Origin of the sequence: Desulfatibacillum aliphaticivorans DSM 15576 (assembly GCF_000429905.1) — a bacterium.
GTDB lineage: Bacteria > Desulfobacterota > Desulfobacteria > Desulfobacterales > Desulfatibacillaceae > Desulfatibacillum > Desulfatibacillum aliphaticivorans.
In genome coordinates, this window is record NZ_AUCT01000011.1 from 117,774 (window position 1) to 137,566 (window position 19,793).

Genomic DNA, 19,793 nt, shown 5'->3' on the forward strand with positions numbered 1-19,793 from the left:
GGCAGGATACGGCTCTGCCAGGGCTGCCCACTGACGGGCTGTTTGGGCGGTGGTGCGTTTATCGGGGAATTTCGGCCAATCCAAAGAACGGGCAGGGCAAATTGTCGGGTCGCTCCGCATGGAGATTTGGGGAGTCCTTATCATTCCCGGCGGGCCTGGGGCCTTTGGATTTCAATCCCCCCTACATGGCTTCGCGTGACCCGACCTACAAAATCACCTTAAATTTTAAGCTGTTATGTAGGTCGGGTCACGCAAAGCTGTGAAATCCCATCGGAATACCAAGGACGCTGCTTTACCGCATCCAAATTCAAGAAGCACGACGTCCGTGCGCAGCGACCCGACATTTTGGATTTTCATCATGCGAATAAATGAGGTCAAATCCACGTTTGACCTTTGAACGCCGGAAAAAATTCTCGAAAGCCATTTGCCTCGCCCCGAAAAGACAAAGCCCGCTCCGGGTAAGAAAGCGGGCTTTGCAGGAAGATCGATTAATACAAAGGCGTCGGCGTTAGAACTTGGTGGGCCAGTTGGCCAGCTTGTGTTCGCTGACGCCGCCGTTCTTGGAATCCAGGCAGACGTCCAATGCCTTGGTGATGTAATTGCGCGTCTGCGCAGGATCGATGACGTCGTGAATGGTGTGCATACCGGCGGCGCCAAAGGGAGAGGCGTCGTCCACCATGGAGTCCACCATGCCCTGCCATTTTTCCTTGTCCTGCTTGGTTTCAGGCTCTTTGCCGCCGAAGACCACGTTGGCGGCGATTTGCGGGTCCACAAAGCTCATTTCCGCCGTGGGCCAGGCCACCAGAAAATCCGCGCCGCATCCGGAGCCGCACATGTTCCAGAAAGCCATGCCGTAGGTCTTGCGGACGATGATGGAAATCTTGGGAACCGTGACCAGGGCCAACGCGTTCATGTAGTTCATGACGCGTGCGGCAACCCGGTTCTTTTCCGCTCTGGTCCCGACCAAAAAGCCCGGGATGTCGTGCAGGAAAACCAGGGGAATGTTAAAGGAATCGCACAGGCACAAAAAGCTGATGACCTTGTCGATGCCGTCCGTATCCATGGCGCCCGCCTGGAAAGAAGGCTGGTTGGCCACAAAGCCCACTACCCGGCCGTCCACGCGGCCCAGGGTGGTGATGACGGTCTTGCCGAAATCCCCCTTGATGGGGAACAGGCTGTCCTTATCCACTATGCGTTTGAGAATCTTGTGCATGTCGTAGGCGCGATTGCGTTTTTCGGGCAAAAGATCCAGGATCGTGTCCATTTCCTCTCCCGAACCTTCTGGAACCTCCGCCATGGGCGGCAATTCTTCATTATGGGAGGGCATGTACGAAAGAAACCTGGAGATAATCTCAAAACAGTGCTCCTCATTGTCGGCCACGGCGTCGGCCATGCCCGTAATCTTGGAGTGCACCTGCCAGCCGCCTAATTCTTCGTCCGTGACCTTTTCGCCCAAAGCGATTTCCAAAACCCGGGGGCCGGAAACGCCCATGCCCGAGCCTTTCACCTGCACCACAAAATCGGCAAGGCAGGCCATCCAGGTGGGCATGCCGTAGCACTCGCCCATGACTCCCGCGATCATGGGAGACTGGCGGACGCGGCTCATGGCCCATAAGAAGGTTTCCATCCCGCCGCCGCCCACGGAGGCCAGGCCCTTGGAGCCCATGATGTCGGGCATGCGGGCGCCGCCGGATTCCCCCAGATATATAAGAGGATGGCCGCGTCTGGCGGACATAATCTTCAACTCGGTTTCCTTTTTGCCGGCCACCCGGCTGGTGGTGGCCGCCAGGACCGTAAAATCGTTGGCCAGGACGATCACCCGGCGGCCGTCGACTTTTCCGTATCCGGCTATCTTGCTGTCCGCGGGAGTCTTGTCTTCCATGCCCGGCATGTCCGAATGATTGAACATGCCCACTTCAAAAAAGGAATCCTCATCCAGGAGTTTGGCGATGCGCTCCCTGGCGCTCAACCTGCCTTTGGCGTGCTGCTTGGCGACCTTGTCCGGCCCTCCCATGGCAAGGGCTTGTTCACGTTTTTGAGCCAGTTTTTCCATTTCTTTTTCAAAGGCCACAGCGATTACCTCCCGGATTCTACGTTGATTTATAAGGGGCTTAAGCCCGCGGATTGTTCCGAACGATCGTTCGGTTTTTTTCATAGCAGATGCCGCCGCCAATGTAAATGTCTGGGAAGAGAAAAAATGATGCCTTCCAGGCCTTGACAGGTTTAAACATATGTTTTAAACTTTTGTTTAAAACAATACTATAAGATTCAAGGAATTGCCATGACAACCGATAAAAAAAGCACCAAAGTCAAAATCCTGGAAGCCGCCGGGGAGGTGTTCGCCCAAAAAGGATACGCAGGGGCCACGGTGAGGGAAATTTGCGATCTGGCGGGCGCCAATGTAGCTTCGGTGAATTACTATTACGGCGGCAAGGAAGGGCTGTACAAGGAATTGTGCCATCATTTGTTCGCCGACGTTTTTGAACAGTTCCCGGTTACAAAGGACTTTCCGGAAGGAACCGGTCCGGAGGAGCGTTTGGCTTTTTTTGTGGAAGGCATGTTGAATCGTTTGCTGGAGCATGCCCAGGAAGGCGGTCTCCCGAAAAAGTCACAGCTTTTGGCCAGGGAGCTTGCGGCGCCGACCAAGGTGATGGACAGTCTGGTGGAGACTTTCGTCCGCCCAACAGCCGGTCAGGCCATGGACCTGATCCGGCGGATTCTTGGCCCGAAAGTTCCTGAGAAGGAAGCGGCCAAATGCCTGCTTAGCATGGTGGGCCAGTGCGTTTATTATAGTCTGGCCCGGCCCATTTTCTCCCGGCTGAAGTTATTGGATTTGAATGAACCGGGCATTGTTCAGGAGTTGGCTGAACACATCACCCGTTTTTCGCTGGGCGGCATGGCCGCCGTGCGGCGGGAAGCGGAAGGCGATACAGTGTCGGACCGGGTCCGGGCAGGGAAGGGATAGCGTGACATGAAGAAAATATTGCGGTTGATCATTCTTATTTTGATTGTGGCCGGAGGCTTGACGTGGACTTTCTTTTTCCGGGAGAAGGACGATCCCAACCTGATTAAGATGTCCGGCAACATTGAAGTGGTGCAGGTGGACCTGGGTTTTGAGCTTTCGGGCATTTTAGCGGAGCGGCTGGCGGACGAAGGCGAAACCGTTTCCAAGGGCGACTTGCTGGCGCGGCTGGACGACAGCAATTATGTGTTGCAGGTTAAGCAGGCCAAGGCGGAGTTGGGATACGCCCAGGCTGTTCTTGACGAATTGGAAGCCGGCAGCAGACCGGAGGAAATCGCCCAGGTCAAGGCCATGGCCTCGCAAAGGGAATATGCGCTCAAGGAGCTATTAAGCGGAAGCCGGGCTCAGGAAATCAAAGAGGCTGCGGCGGCGTTGGATCAGGCCAAGGCGGGCGCTCTGGCGGCGGAAAGCAAGGTGGCTTTGGCCAAGGCCGATTACGAGCGGTATCTCAAAATTTTTGAGTCGGGCGGCATCAGCATTCAGGCCGTGCAGACCTACGAAACCCAGATGGACATTGCCCAACGGGGTTTTGAGGAAGCAAAGGCCCGGGTCCAGGCGGCCAATGAGCGCCTGCATCTGGTCAAGGAAGGGCCTCGCCAGGAGTTGATCCGCCAGGCGCGGGCGGCCTTGGAGCAGGCTGAGGCGGATTACGAACTGGTCAAAGCCGGGCCACGCAAGGAGAATATCGCCCAGGCCAAAGCCCGGGTGGAGTCCGCCAGGGAGGCCGTGAAAATCGCCGAAAAACGGGTGCAGGATTCCTTGTTGAAAGCGCCCTTTGACGGGGTGATTCTGGCTAAGTCCGCCGAGCCGGGGGCGTATATGAACCCTGGAACTCCCGTGGTCACCCTGGCCCAGATGAACACGGTATGGCTCCGCGCCTTTGTAAGCGAGCGGGATCTCGGCCGCATTCGCTTGGGCATGGAGGTGGAGGTTTCCACCGACGCCTACCCTGACAAGAAATATCCGGGCACATTGAGTTTTATCAGCAGCGAGTCGGAATTCACGCCCAAGTCCGTCCAGACCTTTGAAGAACGCCTGAACCTCATGTATCGGGTGAAAATCGAATTATCCAACCAGGACATGGCCCTCAAGCCGGGCATGCCGGCGGACGCCGTCATCAGGATAGCCCAATGAGCCAGTCAGCGTCTGTCATACAAGCCCGGTCCCTTGTGCGCCGGTTCGACGATCTGACGGCCGTGGACGGGTTAAGCCTGGAGGTGAAGGCCGGGGAGATTTACGGCCTGGTGGGGCCGGACGGCGCCGGCAAATCCACGACCCTGCGCATGCTGGCCGGCATTCTGCCCATTACGGAAGGCGACGCCAGCGTGGCGGGCTTTAATCTTCCGGGTCAGGAGTTTCCCGTGCGGGACCACCTGGCCTACATGAGCCAAAAATTCGGCCTGTACCCGGATCTTTCGGTCAAGGAAAACATCGATTTTTACGCGGACCTGTACGGGGTTCCCAAAAAGGGACGCCAAACCCAAATGGACGAATTACTGGATTTCAGCAACATGCGGCCCTTTAAAAAACGCCTGGCGGGCGCCCTTTCGGGCGGCATGAAGCAAAAACTCCAGTTGGTTTGCGCCCTCATCCACACCCCCAGGGTGTTGCTGCTGGACGAACCCACCAACGGCGTGGACCCGGTGAGCCGACGGGATTTCTGGAAAATCCTGTACAGGCTTCTGGCCCAGAAAGTCGCCATCTTGGTCAGCACCGCCTATCTGGACGAGGCGGAGCGCTGCTCCCGGGTGGGTTTGCTGAATAATGGCAAGTTGATCGCCGAAGGCAGGCCCGACGAAATCTGCAAGCCGCTGGAAGGCAAAATCCTGTCCGTCCGCACATCCAACCCTTGGCTGGCAAACCATATTCTGCGGGAAAAAGCTGCGGTCGCCCGGGACGTAAACCTGTTCGGGGACACGGTGCATGTGGTTTCGCAGGATTTGGACGGCGCCGCGGCCCAGGCCAGGCACGTCCTGGAAACGGCCGGCGTCGGCATCAAAAGCATGCGCAAAATCACGCCCAGCCTGGAGGACATTTTCATAAGAACCCTGGTTTCGGAAGCGGAGGAAAAATCGCCCTCCCCGGCCCTTTCCATAGCGGAGGAAAATCCGGAAAACGGCAAGGAAAACTCCGTGGAGGTGAAGGGTCTGACCCGCCGGTTCGGCAGTTTTGTCGCCGTGGATAACATCAGCTTTTCGGTGCCCAAGGGGCAGATTTTCGGATTTCTGGGACCCAACGGGGCGGGCAAAAGCACGACCATTCGCATGCTGTGCGGCCTGCTGGCCCCAAGCTCAGGCCAGGGAACGGTCGCGGGCCGGGACGTAAACACCCAGACAGAACAGATCAAGATGAACATCGGGTATATGAGCCAGAAGTTCTCCTTATACGAAGACCTTACCGTGGAGGAGAACATTCACTTTTACGGGGGCATATACGGGCTTAAGGGAAAAATCCTGGAGGAGCGCAAGGAATGGGCCGTGGCAATGTCCGGGCTGGAAGGCAGGGAAAAGCATCTGACCGGGCTGTTGGCCGGAGGCTGGAAGCAGCGCCTGGCCCTGGCCTGCGCAGTGCTGCACAAGCCGCCCATCGTGTTTCTGGACGAGCCCACCAGCGGGGTGGACCCGTTGAGCAGGCGCAAGTTCTGGGACCTGATTTACGAAATGGCCGGCCAGGGCGTAACGGTTTTTGTGACCACCCATTATATGGAAGAAGCCGAATATTGTCACCGCCTGGCGCTGATCTACAAAGGCCGCATCGTGGCAATGGACGCGCCCCACAGGCTGAAGACCCAAATGTTGGACGTATCCGTGCTGGACGTAAGATGCCGCCGCCCCCAGGAGGTCATCGACGCCATTGCGGCCATGGATGCAGTGCAGGACGCGGCCTTATTCGGGGCGGGCCTGCACGTGAAGGCGGGCGATCCTGACAAGGCGAAAAAAGCCATCACGGATTTGCTGGAAAAAAGAAACCTGGGTTCGTTTAGTGTAGAAAAAATCCTCCCCAGCATGGAGGATGTTTTCGTTTCCCTCATCGAATTGGAAGACCGCAAGGAAGAACAAGGCAGGGCGGCATGAAAGGCTTTAAATTCCAAAGAATGAGGGCCGTGGCCCGCAAGGAGTTCATTCACCTGATCCGGGATTGGCGCAGCCTGGCTTTGGCCATAGCCATTCCCGTGTTTCTGATCGCCATATTCGGCTGGGCTTTGACCATGGACCTGTCGGACGTGCCCACGGTGGTCTGGGACCAATCAAGCACCCCCCAAAGCCGGGACTATTTAAGCCATTTCCAGGGCTCGCCCTATTTCTCCGTCAAATACGGCGTGGACAATTACCGGGACATCCAAAAATACCTGGATACGGGCCAGGTGATTGTGGCGCTGGTCATTCCCTGGGATTTCGGGGATCGCATCCTGGCAGGCAAAACCGCGGACGTCCAGGTGATTGTGGACGGCGCCAACACCAATAACGCCAGCCTGGCTTTAGGATACGTGACCAATCTGAGCCTCATATACAACAGCAATATCCGTACGAAAAGAATGGCGGGGAAGCGCCTGGGCGCGACTCCGGGCCAGGCCGTCATTGAGCCTCGGGCCTGGTACAACGCGGACCTGAGAAGCCGGAACGTTATCATCCCCGGCATCATCGCCCTGGTTATGGTGGTTATCGCCGCCATGCTCACCAGCGTGACCGTGGCCAGGGAATGGGAAACCGGCACCATGGAGCAATTGATCAGCACGCCCCTGCGGGTTCCCGAACTAATTCTCGGCAAAATCATGCCGTACTTTGTGGTGGGCCTGACCGACGTGGCCATAGCCGTGGCCATGGGGCGGTGGATTTTCCACGTGCCTATGCGGGGCAATCCCGGGCTGCTGGTTCTGGCCTCCTCCATCTTTTTGCTGGGCGCCTTGTTTTTCGGCCTGCTTTTAAGCATCGCCTTAAAAAGCCAGGTGCTGGCCAACCAGATCGCCATTCTGTCGGGATACATGCCCACCCTGCTGCTTTCGGGCTTTGTGTTCGGCATACACAATATGCCGCTGCCCATCCAGGGAATCACCTATATTGTTCCGGCAAGGTACTTCATCGCCATGCTTCGGGGGATCTACCTGAAAGGAGTGGGGCTGGAAATCCTGTGGTTAAACGGGCTGTTGCTGACGATCTACGCCGCGGCCATGATGATTTTAGCGCATAAAAAACTCCGGCTTATGCTGGACTGACATAATTGAGGGGCGCGCAATGAAAGAACGCATCAAACAAATGCTGATCAAGGAATTCCTCCAGATGTTCCGCGACAAGCGCATGCGGATGGTCATCATGGTCATGCCCCTGGTCCAATTGACGATTTTATCCATGGCTTTGACCACGGACGTGAAGAACATCAAGGTCGCCATTGTGGACAGGGACAACACCGTGGAAAGCCGATCCCTGATTTCCAGGTTTTCGGACTCGCAATATTTTGATGTCGCCGTGACCTTGCGGGACGACTCCCGGCTTCCCCAAATGCTGGATAAGGGAGAAGTTCTGGCCGCCATCTCCATCCCCTACGGCTTTTCCGAAGACTTGAAATCCGGCAAGCAATCTCCAGTGCAGATCATTTGCGATGGAATCTTCAGCAATGACACGGCCATCATCATGAATTACGCCGGGCAGGTGACGGCCTTGTTCAACAGCCGGCATCTGGAAAAGGTCGCGGGAAAAATCGCCGACGCCGTCAACCTGGAAGGCCGGGCCTGGTACAATCCCAATTTGGAAAGCAAGTTCTATTACGTGCCCGGATTGATTGCGGTGATGCTGATTCTTGTGGGGCTGGTGCTCACCAGCATGGCCATTGTGCGGGAGAAGGAGATCGGCACCATCGAACAGGTGATGGTCACGCCCATCCGCAAGAGCGAGTTCATCATCGGCAAGACCCTGCCTTTTTTAATCACGGGGTACGTGACCATGACCCTGATGTTCATCATCGCCTATCTCGTCTTTGGGATACGCATCCAGGGGTCTTTGTTGCTGCTTTACGCATGCTCGGGCGTGTACATCACGGGAAATCTGGGTTTGGCGTTATTGGTGAGCGTGACGGCCAGAACCCAGCAGCAGGCCTTGCTGACCGCCTTTTTGATTATTGTGCCGGCGATCTTGCTGAGCGGGTTTATCTTTCCCATTCACAACATGCCGGAAGGCGTGCAGGCGGCGACCATCTTCAATCCCATGCGATGGTACCTGCAAATTCTCCATAGCATCGCATTAAAAGGCGTGGGCGCGGAGTCCCTGATAAAGCCCATGATCGCCCAGGCGGCGCTGGCTGCGGGCTTTCTGAGCCTGGCCATCATGAAATTCCAAAAGACGATTGATTAGAAAAAAAAGGGAGGCTGACGCCCGAAAACATCAGTCTCCCTTGAAAGCTCTTTATTTGGCTTTTTTTAGTGGCCGCAACAGGAACCGGGTTCTCCGCAACCGCCGTCGCCGCAGCCGCCGCCTTCTCCGCCGCCGCATCCGCCGCATCCGCCCTGAGTCTGGGTGGGAGCGTCGTTGATGCCCACGACCTGAATTTCAAAGGTCAGGGCTTCGCCGGCCAGGGGATGGTTGAGGTCGATGACCACTTTTTCCTCGTCGGCTTCAATAACCTTGGCGGGAATGGGCTGTCCGCCAGGGCCCTGCATGGCCACGGTGTCCCCGACTTTGGGGTCCAGGTTGGGCGGGATCTGGGAGCGTTCAAAAGCCCGATGAAGCTCGTCGCTCTTCTCGCCGTAAGCATCTTCCGGCTGCAGGGTGAAGGTTTTGGTTTCGTTCAGCTCCATGCCGTCCAGAGCTTTCTCAAAACCGCTAATCAACTGGCCGGCGCCCATCTGCACTTCCAGGGGCACACGGCCCTTGCTGGAGTCAAAAACCTCTCCGCTGCCGAGGGTTCCTGTGTAGTGCACCAAGACGAACTTGCCATTTTCCACGTTTTGCATGTCATTCTCCTTGTTGGTATCCATTTAGGACGTAGTTCTATAAAATGTATGCATCTTTTCAATAGAGGTCAAGGAAGGACTTGGAATTTTAATAAAAAAAATCGGCAATTCCGTCCGGACCTGTTTTTCCAAAAAAATTTGACTTTTTTGACTTGAGTCAAGGAAGCGCAGCGCCGTTTACCGTATGATGCAGTCAAGCCAGCGGGAAAAGGCCTTCCGCTCTTTTTGACCTATGCAAAGGAGAAGCCAATGAAAAGCATGAACATCTTTGATTCCAACGATTTTTCGGAAAAGGGAGTTTCAAATTTTCTGGTGCATGACTCCCCCTACTTTAAAATCATCAATTTCAACTTCAAGGCGGGACAGGTTCTTCCCATCCATTCTCACGATATTGAGGGGCAGCTATCCATTCTGGTTTTGGAAGGGGAAGGCGCTTTCCTGGGCGCAAACGAAAAGACCCTGCCCGCGAAAAAAGGGGACATGCTTGTTTGCGACATCGCCGCGCCTCATGGCATTCGGGCGGACGCCGACATGCGGGTCTTGGTGACCATAGCTCCGCCCATTTAGAGTTTCCGCCGGTGTAAACCATATTTGCAAGGAGAACGCTGTCATGATCGCTAACAACCAGTGTGGGATTTTTAGTTCATCCGCTGTAAAACTGACGAAGGATGACATTCTGTCCGCCATGAAATCCATAAGCGGTTACATTGACATCACGCCTTCGGATTTTCAGGAAATATACAAAATTGCGTTTCGCCATGCCATTGAAAGGCTGTCCCGACTGGTTAAGGCCGAAGACATCATGACGCGAAATGTCGTTTCCGTCGGGCCGGGCGCCCTTTTGTCGGAGACGGCAAGAGTAATGGAAGAAGCCAATGTGTCGGGCGTGCCAGTGGTGAATGACGACAATTTCATCATGGGAATCATTTCCGAAAAGGATTTCCTGGAGAACATGGGAGGCAAGAAGAATGGTTCGTTTATGGGCGTGATCGCCGAGTGCCTTTCCAATCGGGGGTGCGTCGCCATGCCAATCCGGGAGAAGTCCGCAAGGGACGTAATGACTTTTCCAGTAATCACCGCCCAAAGGGATAACACCATCTCCGAACTTTCCAAAATGCTTGCGGAGCATCAGATCAACAGGGTTCCGGTGGTTGACGGCAAGGGGCGTCTGGCTGGCATTGTTTCACGCGGGGACATTGTGGAATCCTATTGCGCCAGGGTGTTTTGAAAGGAGCCGTGCATGAAGTACTTTAGAAAAATGAAGGGCGAGACAGTCAGTCCCCCGAGAGTGAGTCTGCAAGAAATGGTTTGGTCGTGGATCGGTTCTTTTTTCGGTATTGCGGCGGTTGCCCTTGTTCATTTTCAGGCTTTGGAAAACACGGATAAGGTGATGATCATAGGGTCCTTTGGCGCGTCCGCGGTATTGATTTACGGCGCTGTCAGGAGTCCATTGGCGCAACCAAGAAACCTGGTAGGCGGGCATGTTCTGTCAGCCTTCATAGGGGTAACGGCCTACAAGCTACTCCCCGGGCAAATGTGGATCGCTTCGGCGCTGGCCGTATCCACTTCCATATTTCTTATGCACGCCACCAAAACCCTGCATCCTCCCGGAGGCGCCACGGCTCTCATTGCGGTGATCGGGAGCGCGAAAATTCATGATCTGGGATATCTGTACATGGTTGTTCCAGCCGGTCTTGGAGCGGCCGTCATGCTCGTGATCGCTCTGATAATAAACAATATACCGGAAAGCAGGCGCTACCCGGAATTCTGGCTGTAAAAAATGCCGGAAAAAAAGCCCGGTTTACGTGGACATGATGACTGTAATTCCTTTACTATGGAAGCATCGTACACATGACGGCAATTGCAATATGATCTTTTCCTCCTAAAATACACGGTGAGGGGTTGGAATACACTGGATTCCCTGCCGGGGCATTGGAGGGACGCCTATAAATAATCAAAACGGCTGCCGGTCAGCTATTAAGGAGGAGTCAATGAAACCAAGACAAATCAAGGAAGGCATCTTCTGGATGGGCTCTCTGGACTGGGACCGCCGTCTATTCGACGCCCTGATTCCCTTGCCGGACGGCACCACATACAACGCCTACCTCGTCCAGGGTCAGGACAAAACCGTTCTGTTCGACACCGTGGATATTCCCTTGGTATCGGAGATTCTGGATCAACTCCAGAACGTGGAAAGGATCGACTACGTAGTGTCACACCACGCCGAGCCGGACCATTCGGGCGGAGTGCCTGCAATCCTGGAAAAATATACGGAGGCCAAGGCCATTTGCACGGAAAAATGCAAGGCCATGCTCATGGACCGTTTTGAAATCCCTGAGGACCGGTTTCAAACCGTCGCGGACGGCGAAACCCTGGACTTGGGGGGCCGGACCCTGGAGTTTCTGCACATGCCCTGGGTCCACTGGCCGGAAACCATGGTCACCTTCATGAAGGAAGACGGGATTCTTTTTTCTTGCGACCTGTTCGGCTCCCACATTGCCAGCACCGATCTTTTTGTCAGGGACAAGGCCCGGGTCTATGAGGCGGCCAAACGCTATTACGCCGAGATCATGATGCCCTTTGCCAAACTTATTGCCAAACATCTGGAGCGCCTTGCCCCCTATGATATTCGGCTCATCGCCCCGAGTCATGGATCCCTGTACGACGAACCCGCGTTCATTCTGGACGCTTATCGGGAATGGGCGTCGGGCAAGCCTCATAACCTGGTGGTCATCCCCTATGTGTCCATGCACGGCAGCACCCGGATGATGGTGGACTTTTTGACCGACGAACTTGTCCGGCGCGATGTGAACGTGATGCGGTTCGACCTGTCCGAGGTGGACATCGGCAAATTAGCCATGGCTTTGGTGGACGCGGCCACCGTCATCATCGCGACGCCCACCGTGCTCACCGGCCCGCATCCCAAGGCCCTCTATGCCGCGGCCCTGGCAAACCTGATACGGCCCAAGGCAAGGTATGCCTCCATCATCGGCTCATACGGCTGGGGCACCAAGGTGGTGGAGCAGGTGGCAGCCGCCCTGCCGAACCTGAAGGTGGAAATTTTACCGCCGGTTCTGGGCAAGGGAATCCCAAAAACCGAGGAAAAGAAGGCCCTTTCGGAAATGGCCGACCAAATAGCGGAGCGGCATCAAGAGTTATAGCGGCGGCATTATCCGGTTGCCAACACATTTGCTTTTTTACTTTAACCAAGGAGAATTGACCATGTTTTGTTTTCAGTGTCAGGAAACGGCGAAAAACCAAGGTTGTACAGTCAAGGGTATGTGCGGCAAACCCGAAGAGACGGCGGACCTTCAGGACCTGCTGATCTACGTTTGCAAGGGCATTGCGGTCTGTGGGGAAAAGCTGAAGGAAAAGGGCGTCGTGGACAGGGAGGCGGGCCGCTTCATCTGCGAAGCCCTTTTCACCACCATTAGCAACGTGGCCTGGGACGACGACGTGCTCATCAACCGGATCAAGAAGGCGCTAAAGGTCCGGGACGGCCTCAAGGAAAAGGCCGGCGCCGATCTGCCCGGCGATCTCCCGGATTGCGTCACCTGGGCATCGGATGACAAGGGCGAAATCGTGGACAAGGCCAAGTCTGATGAGGTCCGCATCACGGCGGCCCAGAACGAGGACGTGCGCTCCCTTCGCGAGCTCCTGATCATCGGCTGCAAGGGGATCGCCGCCTATGCCGACCATGCGGCGATCCTTGGCCAGGAGAAGGACGACATCTACGGATTTCTCATGGAGGCCCTGGCTTCCACCACCAGGGACCTTTCCGTGGACGAGATGATCGCCATGGTCATGAAGGCGGGCGAGACGGCGGTCAACACCATGGCCCTCCTGGACGGGGCCAACACCGCCGCTTACGGCAACCCCGAAATCACCGAGGTGAACATCGGCGTCCGTAACAATCCCGGCATCCTGATCTCGGGCCACGACCTCAAGGACATGGAGGAATTGCTTAAGCAGACCGAGGGAATCGGGGTGGACGTTTACACCCACGGGGAAATGCTGCCCGCCAACTATTACCCGGCCTTCAAGAAATACGACCACTTCGCGGGCAACTACGGCGGATCGTGGTGGCACCAGAACAAGGACTTCGAGTCCTTCAACGGCCCCATTGTCCTGACCACCAACTGCCTGATCCCCATCAAAAAGGACAACACCTATCTGGACAGGCTGTTCACCACCGGCGTGGTCAACTACCCGGACGCGAAGCACATTGAGGACCGGCAGGCCGGAGGCGCCAAGGATTTTTCCCCTGCGATCGCGCTGGCGAAAACCTGCCAGCCGCCCGTGGAGATCGAGACCGGCAAGATCGTAGGAGGATTCGCCCACAACCAGGTCCTCGCCTTGGCCGACAAGGTCGTTGACGCCGTAAAATCCGGGGCCATCAAGCGCTTCGTGGTGATGGCCGGATGCGACGGCCGGCAGAAGTCTCGCTCCTACTTCACGGAGGTGGCGGAAAACCTGCCCAAGGACACGGTGATCCTCACGGCGGGATGCGCCAAGTACCGCTACAACAAGCTCAATTTGGGCGACATTGGCGGAATCCCTCGCGTTCTGGACGCGGGGCAGTGCAACGACTGTTACTCCCTGGCCGTGATCGCCCTGAAGCTCAAGGAAGTGTTCGGCCTGGAAGACATCAACGAACTGCCCATTTCCTATGACATCGCCTGGTACGAGCAAAAGGCCGTGGCCGTTCTGCTGGCCCTCCTGTTTCTCGGGGTCAAGGGCATTCGCCTGGGGCCGACCCTCCCGGCCTTTCTGTCCCCGACCGTGGCCAATGTGCTGGTGGAGAAATTCGACATCAAACCCATCGGAACCGTCGAGGAAGACATCGCGGCCATGATGGCCGGAAAGTAAAAAGCCCAATCCAAAGGGGGGCCTTGCAGCCCCCCGTTCATTCCGCCGGGCCTGATCGCCCGCACGGAGAATGCTTCTATTTATTCCGTGAAAACGAATAGTTCCTATTTCAAGGCGGCCAGGGCGGCGTCGTAATCCGGCTCCTCCCCGGTTTCGGGAACCAGTTGGGTGTACTTGACCTTGCCCTCCGTATCGATAATCACCACGGACCGTGCAAAAAGCCCGGCCAGGGGGCCGTTGGCGATTTTTATTCCGTAATCGTCGCCGAACCCTCCGGCCCTGAAAGCCGAAACCGGAACCACGTCGTCCAGGCCTTCGGCGCCGCAAAAACGCCCCAGGGCGAAGGGCAGGTCCATGGAAACGCACAGCACCACCGTGTTATCCAGGGAGCTAGCCTCGGCGTTGAATTTCCGGACGCTCATGGCGCACACGCCGGTGTCGATGCTGGGGAATATATTCAAAAGCACATTCTTTCCCTTGAATTCATCCAGGGAAAGATCCGAAAGGTCCACCTTTGTCAGGGTGAAGCCCGGGGCTGTGGTTCCTATGCCCGGGAGTTCGCCGACGGTTTCAAATGGGTTGCCTTGCAATGTAAACTGAGCCATGGTCTTTCTCCTTTCACGTGAGAAAAGCAGTCAGGGGGATAAAGATGTCGCTCCTGTCCAAAACCTACCTGAAAACATAAGAGCGGCCCGCCGTGTGGCAAGGGCCGTATTGATAATTCTTATCAACATGAATGACATTCTTAATAATTCAGCCTTTTACTTTTTCCAGCCACGCTTTGATGACGGCAAGCATCAGCCCGGTATTCCCGATCATGCAATGGTTCTGGGCGTGCTCCTTTCGGGTGAATATCCGCCCTTCCACGGATCGGGCGTTCTTGAGGGCGGCGACCTGCATATGATGCATTTTAAGCGGGATGAAATGGTCTTCGTCGCCGGTTAAAATCAGCACGTCCTGCTTCACCAGCTCCGACTTGAGGTTGTCCGCGTTCAACTTTTGCATTTCGTGAAAGAGATCCACGATGGAATTTTTGCCTGTGATGTACATGAAGTTTTCCACGCCCCATTTTTCCTGGGGCATGAACTTCATCTTCCACCGGCTCGAGACCTCGGTAAGACGGGGATGTTTCATGAACCAATTGGCCAGCGCCTGCAAGGCTTTGGGAGGGATCTGCATATAGTCGTAGGCGATGCTGGAAGCGATCACCTGCTTGATCCGGGGCTCAAAGGCTGCGGCGCGAAAGCAAAACCACCCTCCCATGGAAAATCCCAGGAGCGCGCATTCTTCCAGGCCGAAATGATCCAAAACGGCCTTGACCGGCTTTTCCCAGCGATAATCCAAATAAAGGCCTTTTTCCTTGAGCGCCGCCCCCTGGCCCGGGCCTTCAAACAAAAGCACGTCGTAACCCCGGTTGCTGAAATACACGGCGCACGAAAGCAGCTCCTCCATATAGGAGTCAAACCCGCCATGGATGACCATGGGACCCTTGGAATTATCTCCGGACGCCGGAATTTGCACAGCGGGAATGGCCGCCCCTTCGTAGGGAATCCAAACGCGCTCCAGGGATTCGCCTTCAAAAAGGTCATTGTAAAACATGTCTATGAACATGTCGTAAATGCGCTTTTTGTCCGGGTCCGAGGGATGGACGAAAAAATCGGCGGCCCGGCAGTTGAACACGGCGTTCAGCAGCCGCCCCTGCTCCAGGGCGATGTTCATCCGGGCCAGGAGGGCGTCCTTCCAGTCGTCCAGCTTCCTGATTTTTGCGGCTGCGGCCTTCATGTCCTGCAAAGAAGTGTATCCCCAGGAATGCCAACGGTTTAGCTGGAAATCGAAAATTTTCACCTTGTGGAGATCATGATACCCTACGGGAAATTGAAAATCTTCCATGGAAAAACCTTTCAGGGCTCAACGTTTGATAACAAAAAAAAGCCCGGATCAACCATATCTTGCCGGCTGCAGGAGCACTGATCATTGTGAATAGAACGGTGGAGAAATGGTACTGTATCCCCATCACAAGGTCAAGCGTTGGGCGCCGCGGCAAGACCATTCCTTTTTATAGGATTTTACTTCCGAAAGCAGGCCGTGCTAGGCCGGGTGAGGAAGGTTTTAATGAAGAGGGTTTTGATTGACATAAGGCGGTTTCCTCCGTATTCTGAATAAAATGCAAATATTAGATCAACACAGCTTTCACGGATAAGGCCGAAGCATGGACCATGCAAACCTCAAAAAATTTACCAGGAGCAGTCATGAATAAGGAAAATACTCCCAAGGAAACCTATGTCCGGGTAAAGGATAAGGCGGGAAATGAGTTTATCTGCCCCATTGACGCTCTCACCAACGTGGATGAAGCAACCGAAGAGCAACTGGATGAATGCGTGGATAATGGCGTGACGGGCCGATTTGCCGGCAATATTCCGATTCAGGATTCCTAAGCGAAAGAACACGGGCCTCCTTTTTCTTCCAATCATGGGCTCGAAAAATTTGGAAAATTTTTTACGTTAAGGCGGGGAACAATGGCGATCAAGAATACGCTTGCGGCTTATGCGCTCACCCTTCTGGTGTACATGGCAGGAGACATCCTCTGGGTTGGGTTTTTCGCCAAGGGCTATTACCACAGAAGGATGGGGGCTCTGTTCAGCGACCAAGTCAATTGGATTGCCGCCTCCCTTTTCTACCTGATCTTTGTTTGCGGCGTGCTGGTTTTCGTGGTTTACCCGGCAATATCCGGGGATAATTTCAAAGAGGCGCTTTGGAAAGGGATGCTATTCGGCTTGGTGACCTACGGGACATTCGACCTGGTTAGCATGGCGCTGTTTAAAGGTTGGCATGCCGATGTGGTCGTAATAGACATGGCCTGGGGGATGGTCATAACAGGGGCGGTTTCGGCGGCGGGTTTTTTTATCGTCAAGTGGCTTAACTGATGCGTTGTCATGCAGAGATCCCCGATCCCGTTTTCAGGGGCCCCGCTTGCTGCGCCCGCGAAGGCGTTGGGTCCCCCAGCCCGTCATTTTTAATGGTCCCTATTCTTTCGTCGTCATTCCCGAGCGTCCTTGTCGGGAATCCAGCGTCTTCAGTCTTTAAAGCAATAATGACACTGGGTCCCCGCGTTCGCGAGGATGACGAGATTGATCGGCCAGAATACCGTCTTAGGTCTGCCCATTCTCCTGCCTGTATTGAGGAGCGCCGCTTGCTGCGCCCGTGTAGGGGTTGGATCCCCCAACCCTTGAGCAGGGCAAGCCCTGCCCCTACATTCCTACCCCCCAGCAGGAACGCCAGGATGGGGAGAAATACGTTATTGCCTCATTCGAGCATCAACAAGCCCCTGCTTTTTTTGAAAAAAGAGTCCTTCGGACCCCGGCAGCAAACTACGCTGCCGCGGCCACCCGAAAAGCATCGTTACGTAAGGCTCCGCGAAACCCAACAACCGCGAAGCCATCCGCACCCGTGTGTAAAAAAGCCGCGCAACGGGATCTTATCAGGCCCCTTTCCCCTGGCAGGGGGCTTGCAAAACCAACTCTGAGTATGCAATCGTTCCTTAAAGTCTATTCTTGAGTGAATATGTCAGCCCCGCCGAAAAAGATGTCCAACCAAATGGCGGGCAAATAAGTCCAATTTTCATCATTTACGCTCAAGTAATAGACCGTTAACTCTTCTCCTGATCCAGAATATTGCGACGAAGTAAAAATTTCTACATGGTCTTTTTTCCATCCAATATATGAAAATGCATATGTAAACAGCAATGCCGCGAGGGCTGCCGAACAGATTATGCTCTTTTTATACCTCATCTGTCCTTCCTCGCTTACATAACAAGATAGATGATACCTACCGTGGATGGCGCCGGCAGAGCAGTATCCTGCCAGTGTGGGTAGCATTTTTTGTTCAGCCAAAACAGTCCTGCTATATCAAAGAAACTCTTTGCAAAGGGCTTGCTCAATCAGCCGGTTTTTTTATATTTTTACCGTCGTTTTCTAAAAGCCCTGGTGATGGAAAGTTAAGGATTCTCTCCGGATCAACAAGTATCACATCATCGTTATGTGTGACCCCAATACACCACTTCATTCCTGAATCGAAAATGCAGAAGTCGTAATCTTCCCAGGGCTGTAAGCTGTCGTAAAATTCCAAAATTTCTTTTGGCAGCGTTTCAAATAGTTGATTTGAAAAATCAAAGTAGTAGTAAATCTTATTGAGATTCAAAAATTTTGATGACCTTAATACGTCAATATCTTTAATTCCTTTTAACTGACAAGCTGTAGGCAAGTTGCTCGGAATATTGACATCCTTGGATTTAAATTTTGCTAAAAAGGCCTCGACTATTGGCTTAGCCTCTTGGGAGCTTATTTCAATTCCAGGCTCTTTAGTGCTTCCGTTATCATTCATGGCTTCGCGATCTCGGGTATACGTTAAAAAGTCTCGGCCCTGGTTGATGAAAAGTTTATAGGCGATATTTCACCAAATGCAAGCCGTTAGGACAAGGTTTTTTTGTGCAAAAGCTCCCGGATTGCGTCTATCCAGCCACTGTAACAGGGCATATAATCAACAAAGCCAGGGATGGGCGGGGAAAACCTGAATTGAAATGAACACGGGTCATATTCGGTTCTTGCGATTTACAAAAGAAAATAGTATAGGTGTCAAACCAATGTTTGGAACCTGTTTGCATACGGAGGAATACGCTGGAATGCCTGGGGGGGTCATTAGGTTCGTCTGCATCCTGTTTTTATCTGCGCTGCTATTCTTTTTTCTTTCCCCTATCCATGGCATGGCCGAACCGGGCGAAGTTTTAGCCAGAGTCAACGGCGTAAACATTTACGGGTGGCAAATAACCCTGGCGGAAAACCTTTTGTTCGGAAGCCGGAATCCCCATGTGCATACGGAATCTCAAACCCTAAAAAAAGAAATCCTGAAAAACGTCATTGATATGGAAGTCCTTTTTCAGGACGCCCAAAAGCGGGGCATCGAGCCGGACAAACGTCTGGTTGACGGGTTTGTGTGGAATTATAAGGCCAGTTTTCCGTCATTGGCGGAATATCAAAGCGCCTTAAGAGGCATGAACGCCACGGAGCGGGAAATCGTGGACCTGGCAGGCAGAATCGTGGTTATGGGGGCCTGCATCGAGGAGCGGTACGGCGCGTTGCTTACGCCCACCGAAGCCGAGGCCCAAAAATATTACGACGAAAATCCGAACGATTTTGTTTTGCCCCGGGCTCTCCGCGTCCGGCATATCCTTATTAAAAAGGACGCTGCCAAGGGCGTTGACGGAAAAACCGCCAAGGCCCGGGCGCAGCAAATTCTCGCCAGGGTGAAAAAGGGCGGCGAGCCCTTTGCAATCATAGCCCGCGAGGCCTCGGACGGGCCCGAGAAGGATCAGGGCGGAGACATGGGATATGTCTCCGAGGGCGCCCTGAAAAACACGGAGCTCGAACCCCTGGAGAAAGTAATTTTAAAGCTCCAGCCCGGAGAGATAGGAAATCCGGTGGAGACGGACATCGGGTTTCATATTGTAAAGGCCTTGGATGAAAGGCCCGAAAGCATCACCCCGTTTGAAACTGTCAAGGAAAGGCTGATAAGCGCCCTGCAGAAGAAGAAGATGGTGGAGGCCTTGAACCAACTCGCCTCGGAGTTAAAGCCAGGGTTTGATATTGAAGTTTTAGCCAATCCTTAGGATCCAATAGGGTTTCAGCCGGCCGCGCCTCCCCCCAGTTGATCGCGGCCGGGTGATGGGCGTCATCTTGGCATCAGCAGCACAGGGTTTATAGGAGAGGACTTTAAGCCGGAATTCGCCGAAAAACTGAGAAGGCCCCGCCTGTCGGATTTTTCGGCTTTTTTCGAGTGGATGTGGTCGCTCCCGGTTTTGTCCAGTCGTTGAAATTTTAACCAGGCTATCCCCCCAAGTCCTTGGAATTCAATCCTGCACGGACAGGTCCGGCGGGACGATTTAACCAGTAGGGCCTTGCGTTT

Annotated in this window: 19 protein-coding genes; 13 read left to right on the forward strand and 6 right to left on the reverse strand. The window is 54.4% G+C overall.

What is annotated here, in order from left to right:
* Positions 1 to 508: 508 nt before the first annotated feature.
* Positions 509 to 2,071, reverse strand: a complete 1,563-nt coding sequence (locus G491_RS0112480; RefSeq protein ID WP_028314840.1) for an acyl-CoA carboxylase subunit beta — start codon at positions 2,069 to 2,071, stop codon at positions 509 to 511.
* Between the two features lie 210 nt (positions 2,072 to 2,281).
* On the opposite strand from G491_RS0112480, the gene G491_RS30635 reads away from it, so the two are divergent.
* From G491_RS30635 to G491_RS0112505, 5 genes are read left to right on the forward strand one after another with little or no spacing between them, the layout of a single operon-like run.
* Positions 2,282 to 2,965: a TetR/AcrR family transcriptional regulator gene (locus tag G491_RS30635; protein WP_051327219.1), complete on the forward strand. Its 684-nt coding sequence runs from the start codon at positions 2,282 to 2,284 to the stop codon at positions 2,963 to 2,965.
* 6 nt (positions 2,966 to 2,971) lie between these two features.
* A complete protein-coding gene (locus G491_RS0112490) occupies positions 2,972 to 4,156 on the forward strand; it encodes a beta-barrel domain-containing protein (protein ID WP_028314841.1) in 1,185 nt (394 codons plus the stop codon).
* The gene (locus tag G491_RS0112495) at positions 4,153 to 6,096 is read left to right on the forward strand and encodes an ATP-binding cassette domain-containing protein (protein ID WP_028314842.1); all 1,944 of its coding nucleotides are present in this window, start codon (positions 4,153 to 4,155) and stop codon (positions 6,094 to 6,096) included. Before G491_RS0112490 ends, G491_RS0112495 begins: the two co-directional genes overlap by 4 nt.
* Positions 6,093 to 7,235: an ABC transporter permease gene (locus G491_RS0112500; protein WP_028314843.1), complete on the forward strand. Its 1,143-nt coding sequence runs from the start codon at positions 6,093 to 6,095 to the stop codon at positions 7,233 to 7,235. The genes G491_RS0112495 and G491_RS0112500 overlap by 4 nt, the downstream gene beginning before the upstream one ends.
* 19 nt (positions 7,236 to 7,254) lie before the next feature.
* Positions 7,255 to 8,367 carry an ABC transporter permease gene (locus G491_RS0112505; protein WP_028314844.1) on the forward strand — a complete coding sequence of 371 codons (1,113 nt, stop codon included), beginning with the start codon at positions 7,255 to 7,257 and terminating at the stop codon, positions 8,365 to 8,367.
* 65 nt (positions 8,368 to 8,432) lie between these two features.
* Here G491_RS0112505 and G491_RS0112510 read toward each other — a convergent pair whose 3' ends face one another.
* Entirely contained in the window at positions 8,433 to 8,966 is a 534-nt protein-coding gene (locus tag G491_RS0112510; protein WP_012611153.1) for an FKBP-type peptidyl-prolyl cis-trans isomerase, read from the reverse strand.
* A 249-nt stretch (positions 8,967 to 9,215) separates the two neighbouring features.
* Here G491_RS0112510 and G491_RS0112515 point away from each other — a divergent pair, with 249 nt between their 5' ends.
* From G491_RS0112515 to hcp, 5 genes are all read left to right on the forward strand, one after another.
* Positions 9,216 to 9,533 (forward strand): cupin domain-containing protein, encoded by a 318-nt coding sequence (locus G491_RS0112515; RefSeq protein WP_028314845.1) that lies wholly within the window; start codon positions 9,216 to 9,218, stop codon positions 9,531 to 9,533.
* A 118-nt stretch (positions 9,534 to 9,651) separates the two neighbouring features.
* Positions 9,652 to 10,194: a CBS domain-containing protein gene (locus G491_RS0112520; RefSeq protein ID WP_248635387.1), complete on the forward strand. Its 543-nt coding sequence runs from the start codon at positions 9,652 to 9,654 to the stop codon at positions 10,192 to 10,194.
* A gap of 12 nt (positions 10,195 to 10,206) precedes the next feature.
* On the forward strand, positions 10,207 to 10,743 hold the full coding sequence (locus G491_RS0112525) for an HPP family protein (RefSeq protein ID WP_028314847.1): 537 nt from the start codon (positions 10,207 to 10,209) through the stop codon (positions 10,741 to 10,743).
* Between the two features lie 214 nt (positions 10,744 to 10,957).
* A complete protein-coding gene (locus tag G491_RS0112530) occupies positions 10,958 to 12,127 on the forward strand; it encodes an FprA family A-type flavoprotein (RefSeq protein ID WP_028314848.1) in 1,170 nt (389 codons plus the stop codon).
* 61 nt (positions 12,128 to 12,188) lie between these two features.
* Positions 12,189 to 13,835 carry a hydroxylamine reductase gene (hcp, locus tag G491_RS0112535; protein WP_028314849.1) on the forward strand — a complete coding sequence of 549 codons (1,647 nt, stop codon included), beginning with the start codon at positions 12,189 to 12,191 and terminating at the stop codon, positions 13,833 to 13,835.
* 104 nt (positions 13,836 to 13,939) lie between these two features.
* On the opposite strand, the gene tpx is transcribed toward hcp, so the two are convergent.
* Both tpx and G491_RS0112545 read right to left on the reverse strand, forming a co-directional pair.
* Positions 13,940 to 14,440: a thiol peroxidase gene (tpx, locus tag G491_RS0112540; protein ID WP_012611156.1), complete on the reverse strand. Its 501-nt coding sequence runs from the start codon at positions 14,438 to 14,440 to the stop codon at positions 13,940 to 13,942.
* A 148-nt stretch (positions 14,441 to 14,588) separates the two neighbouring features.
* Positions 14,589 to 15,725 (reverse strand): alpha/beta hydrolase family protein, encoded by a 1,137-nt coding sequence (locus G491_RS0112545; protein ID WP_028314850.1) that lies wholly within the window; start codon positions 15,723 to 15,725, stop codon positions 14,589 to 14,591.
* Positions 15,726 to 16,084: 359 nt separating this feature from the next.
* Here G491_RS0112545 and G491_RS0112550 point away from each other — a divergent pair, with 359 nt between their 5' ends.
* Complete coding sequence (locus tag G491_RS0112550; RefSeq protein WP_012611158.1) at positions 16,085 to 16,270, forward strand: hypothetical protein; 186 nt, start codon at positions 16,085 to 16,087, stop codon at positions 16,268 to 16,270.
* Between the two features lie 81 nt (positions 16,271 to 16,351).
* Positions 16,352 to 16,759: a DUF2177 family protein gene (locus G491_RS0112555; RefSeq protein WP_012611159.1), complete on the forward strand. Its 408-nt coding sequence runs from the start codon at positions 16,352 to 16,354 to the stop codon at positions 16,757 to 16,759.
* Positions 16,760 to 17,380: 621 nt separating this feature from the next.
* Here the strand turns inward: G491_RS0112555 and G491_RS0112560 are convergent.
* Together G491_RS0112560 and G491_RS0112565 are read right to left on the reverse strand one after the other, a co-directional pair.
* Positions 17,381 to 17,725, reverse strand: coding sequence for a hypothetical protein (locus G491_RS0112560; RefSeq protein ID WP_157468248.1), 345 nt, complete (start codon positions 17,723 to 17,725; stop codon positions 17,381 to 17,383).
* Positions 17,726 to 17,768: 43 nt separating this feature from the next.
* The gene (locus G491_RS0112565; protein WP_028314852.1) at positions 17,769 to 18,215 is read right to left on the reverse strand and encodes a hypothetical protein; all 447 of its coding nucleotides are present in this window, start codon (positions 18,213 to 18,215) and stop codon (positions 17,769 to 17,771) included.
* A gap of 298 nt (positions 18,216 to 18,513) precedes the next feature.
* Here G491_RS0112565 and G491_RS0112570 point away from each other — a divergent pair, with 298 nt between their 5' ends.
* Positions 18,514 to 19,497: a peptidylprolyl isomerase gene (locus G491_RS0112570; protein WP_028314853.1), complete on the forward strand. Its 984-nt coding sequence runs from the start codon at positions 18,514 to 18,516 to the stop codon at positions 19,495 to 19,497.
* Positions 19,498 to 19,793 lie beyond the last annotated feature (296 nt).

Excerpts from the sequence above, each read along its gene's own strand:
- hcp (WP_028314849.1), top strand. The coding sequence starts at position 12,189 with ATGTTTTGTTTTCAGTGTCAGGAAACGGCGAAAAACCAAGGTTGTACA.
- G491_RS0112500 (WP_028314843.1), top strand. The coding sequence starts at position 6,093 with ATGAAAGGCTTTAAATTCCAAAGAATGAGGGCCGTGGCCCGCAAGGAG.
- G491_RS0112555 (WP_012611159.1), top strand. The coding sequence starts at position 16,352 with ATGGCGATCAAGAATACGCTTGCGGCTTATGCGCTCACCCTTCTGGTG.
- G491_RS0112490 (WP_028314841.1), top strand. The coding sequence starts at position 2,972 with ATGAAGAAAATATTGCGGTTGATCATTCTTATTTTGATTGTGGCCGGA.
- G491_RS0112545 (WP_028314850.1), bottom strand. The coding sequence starts at position 15,725 with ATGGAAGATTTTCAATTTCCCGTAGGGTATCATGATCTCCACAAGGTG.
- G491_RS0112510 (WP_012611153.1), bottom strand. The coding sequence starts at position 8,966 with ATGCAAAACGTGGAAAATGGCAAGTTCGTCTTGGTGCACTACACAGGA.
- G491_RS0112550 (WP_012611158.1), top strand. The coding sequence starts at position 16,085 with ATGAATAAGGAAAATACTCCCAAGGAAACCTATGTCCGGGTAAAGGAT.
- G491_RS0112525 (WP_028314847.1), top strand. The coding sequence starts at position 10,207 with ATGAAGTACTTTAGAAAAATGAAGGGCGAGACAGTCAGTCCCCCGAGA.
- G491_RS30635 (WP_051327219.1), top strand. The coding sequence starts at position 2,282 with ATGACAACCGATAAAAAAAGCACCAAAGTCAAAATCCTGGAAGCCGCC.
- G491_RS0112520 (WP_248635387.1), top strand. The coding sequence starts at position 9,652 with ATGAAATCCATAAGCGGTTACATTGACATCACGCCTTCGGATTTTCAG.
- G491_RS0112570 (WP_028314853.1), top strand. The coding sequence starts at position 18,514 with ATGCCTGGGGGGGTCATTAGGTTCGTCTGCATCCTGTTTTTATCTGCG.
- tpx (WP_012611156.1), bottom strand. The coding sequence starts at position 14,440 with ATGGCTCAGTTTACATTGCAAGGCAACCCATTTGAAACCGTCGGCGAA.
- G491_RS0112565 (WP_028314852.1), bottom strand. The coding sequence starts at position 18,215 with ATGAATGATAACGGAAGCACTAAAGAGCCTGGAATTGAAATAAGCTCC.
- G491_RS0112530 (WP_028314848.1), top strand. The coding sequence starts at position 10,958 with ATGAAACCAAGACAAATCAAGGAAGGCATCTTCTGGATGGGCTCTCTG.
- G491_RS0112495 (WP_028314842.1), top strand. The coding sequence starts at position 4,153 with ATGAGCCAGTCAGCGTCTGTCATACAAGCCCGGTCCCTTGTGCGCCGG.
- G491_RS0112505 (WP_028314844.1), top strand. The coding sequence starts at position 7,255 with ATGAAAGAACGCATCAAACAAATGCTGATCAAGGAATTCCTCCAGATG.
- G491_RS0112515 (WP_028314845.1), top strand. The coding sequence starts at position 9,216 with ATGAAAAGCATGAACATCTTTGATTCCAACGATTTTTCGGAAAAGGGA.